The 2,670-nt window shown below is 71.2% G+C and carries 4 protein-coding genes; all 4 read left to right on the top strand.

Annotation, left to right across the window (positions count from 1 at the left end):
- Positions 1–220, top strand: a 220-nt coding sequence (locus tag ACFRMQ_RS39975; RefSeq protein WP_380735822.1) for a hypothetical protein, incomplete at its 5' end; no start/stop codon positions are given.
- Positions 221–449: 229 nt separating this feature from the next.
- Positions 450–767 carry a 50S ribosomal protein L21 gene (rplU, locus tag ACFRMQ_RS39980; protein ID WP_380735823.1) on the top strand — a complete coding sequence of 106 codons (318 nt, stop codon included), beginning with the start codon at positions 450–452 and terminating at the stop codon, positions 765–767.
- Between the two features lie 14 nt (positions 768–781).
- The gene (gene rpmA / locus ACFRMQ_RS39985; protein WP_030058248.1) at positions 782–1,039 is read left to right on the top strand and encodes a 50S ribosomal protein L27; all 258 of its coding nucleotides are present in this window, start codon (positions 782–784) and stop codon (positions 1,037–1,039) included.
- Positions 1,040–1,178: 139 nt separating this feature from the next.
- Positions 1,179–2,660 carry a GTPase ObgE gene (gene obgE, locus ACFRMQ_RS39990; protein ID WP_380735824.1) on the top strand — a complete coding sequence of 494 codons (1,482 nt, stop codon included), beginning with the start codon at positions 1,179–1,181 and terminating at the stop codon, positions 2,658–2,660.
- Positions 2,661–2,670: the final 10 nt, after the last annotated feature.

A 2,670-nucleotide genomic window follows, 5' to 3' on the forward strand; every position in this document is an offset into this window, starting at 1 on the left:
GGCCCCGGAGGCCGCCGAGGCGCCGGTCGAGGAGGCTCCCGCCGAGGAGGCTCCGGCGCCGAAGAAGCGGGCCGCCCGCAAGACCGCCGCGAAGAAGACCGCCGCCAAGAAGACCACCGCGGCGGCCAAGAAGACCACCGCCCGCAAGACCGCCACCAAGCGGACGAGCGCGGCGGCCAAGAAGGCCGCGGCCGCCGAGGGTGATACGGCAGCCGAGTAGTGCCCACGCCCCGGGGCGGGAGCGATCCCGCCCCGGGCCGTACGGGCCGGTTTGCCCCTGGGGCGGCCGGTCCGTATTCTTGACCTTCGGCGTGTCTACGCCACGCTCCCGAGCACATCACCTTCCCGAGGTCGCCGCGTTCGCGCGGAGGGCCGGGGAGAGGCTCCTGTGTCCGTACCCAGGTGGCTGGCGTCGGGGGTTCCGACCGAGCAAGGAAAGCAGGTACCGCATGTACGCGATCGTTCGCGCAGGCGGCCGCCAGCACAAGGTCGCCGTCGGCGACGTGCTGGAGATCGACCGTATCGAGGCCAAGCAGGGTGACTCGGTCGAGCTCTCGACCATCCTCGTCGTCGACGGTGACGCTGTCACCTCCGACCCGTGGGTCCTGGCCGGCGTGAAGGCTCACGCCGAGGTGGTCGACCAGACCAAGGGTGACAAGATCGTCATCCTGCGTTACAAGAACAAGACCGGCTACCGCCGTCGTCAGGGTCACCGTCAGCAGCACACCGCGGTGCGCATCACCAGCATCGACTCGGTCAGCAAGTAAGGGGATAGCGAAAGATGGCACACAAGAAGGGCGCAAGCTCTACTCGTAACGGCCGTGACTCGAACGCCCAGCGCCTCGGCGTCAAGCGCTTCGGTGGCCAGGTCGTCTCGGCCGGCGAGATCCTCGTCCGCCAGCGCGGCACCCACTTCCACCCGGGTGCCGGTGTCGGCCGCGGTGGCGACGACACCCTGTTCGCGCTGACCGCCGGTGCGGTGCAGTTCGGCAACCGTCGCGGCCGCAAGGTCGTCAACATCGTGGCCGTCGAGGCCTGAGTCCCCGCGGACTCCCGGGTCTGACATGACCCACCGGGTCTGAGAAGACCCACAGTGAAGGGTGGGCCGGAATTCTCCGGTCCACCCTTCGCGCTTTACGCAGGTAGCAAGCAGACTCTCGCGCACTGGAGGCACACCCATGACCACCTTCGTGGACCGCGTCGAACTTCACGTCGCCGCGGGTAACGGGGGCCACGGCTGCGCCTCCGTGCACCGCGAGAAGTTCAAGCCGCTCGGCGGACCGGACGGCGGCAACGGCGGTGAGGGCGGCAGCGTCATCCTCACCGTGGACTCGCAGGTCACCACCCTGCTCGAGTACCACCACTCGCCCAAGCGCAAGGCCACCAACGGCAAGCCGGGCGCGGGCGGCCACCGCACCGGCGCGGACGGCGAGAACCTCGTCCTGCTGGTGCCGGACGGCACCGTGGTGCTGGACCGCAAGGGCAACGTGCTGGCCGACCTGGTCGGACACGGCACCAGCTTCGTCGCCGCCCAGGGCGGCCGCGGCGGCCTCGGCAACGCCGCGCTGGCCTCGGCCCGCCGCAAGGCGCCCGGCTTCGCGCTGCTCGGCGAGCCCGGCGAGGCCCGTGACATCGTCATGGAGCTCAAGTCCGTCGCCGACGTGGCCCTGGTGGGCTACCCGAGCGCCGGCAAGTCCTCGCTGATCTCGGTGCTCTCGGCCGCCAAGCCGAAGATCGCGGACTACCCGTTCACCACCCTGATCCCCAACCTCGGCGTGGTCACCGCGGGCGAGACCGTCTACACCATCGCCGACGTGCCCGGCCTGATCCCGGGCGCCAGCCAGGGCCGCGGCCTCGGCCTGGAGTTCCTGCGGCACGTCGAGCGTTGTTCGGTGCTGGTGCACGTGCTGGACTGCGCCACCCTGGAGCCCGGCCGTGACCCGCTGACCGACCTGGAGACCATCGAGGCCGAGCTCGCCGAGTACGGCGGCCTGGACGACCGCCCGCGCCTGGTCGCGCTCAACAAGGTGGACGTTCCGGACGGCCAGGACATCGCCGACCTGACCCGCGCCTCCCTGGAGGAGCGCGGCTTCCGGGTGTTCGAAGTCTCCGCCGCCTCCCGCAAGGGCCTGCGCGAGCTGAGCTTCGCGATGGCCGGGATCGTCGCCGAGGCCCGCGCCGCCAAGCCGGCCGAGGAGTCCACCCGGATCGTGCTGCGGCCCAAGGCCGTCGACGACGCGGGCTTCACCATCACCGAGGAGGACGGCGCGTACCACATCCGCGGCGTCAAGCCGGAGCGCTGGGTCCGCCAGACCGACTTCAGCAACGACGAGGCCGTCGGCTACCTCGCCGACCGGCTGGCCCGCCTCGGCATCGAGCAGGAGCTGTGGAAGATCGGTGCGCACGAGGGCGACACCGTCATCATCGGCCCCGAGGAGAACGCCGTCGTGTTCGACTGGGAGCCGACGATGGCCGCCGGCGCCGAGATGCTCGGCCGCCGCGGTGAGGACCACCGCTTCGAGAGCCCGCGCCCGGCCGTCGACCGTCGCCGCGAGAAGCAGAAGGGCCGGGACGCGGCGGAGGCCGAGTTCCTCGCCTTCGAGGCGCTCTCCAGCAGCCGCCCGGCCGCCATCGAGGGCGACGACGACGAGGACCACTGAGCCCCACGGG

Source organism: Kitasatospora sp. NPDC056783 (assembly GCF_042789895.1).
In the GTDB taxonomy this organism is placed as follows: Bacteria; Actinomycetota; Actinomycetes; order Streptomycetales; family Streptomycetaceae; genus Kitasatospora.

Bases quoted from the DNA above. Each gene is read 5' to 3' on its own strand.
- obgE (WP_380735824.1), top strand. From the start codon at position 1,179: ATGACCACCTTCGTGGACCGCGTCGAACTTCACGTCGCCGCGGGTAAC.
- rpmA (WP_030058248.1), top strand. From the start codon at position 782: ATGGCACACAAGAAGGGCGCAAGCTCTACTCGTAACGGCCGTGACTCG.
- rplU (WP_380735823.1), top strand. From the start codon at position 450: ATGTACGCGATCGTTCGCGCAGGCGGCCGCCAGCACAAGGTCGCCGTC.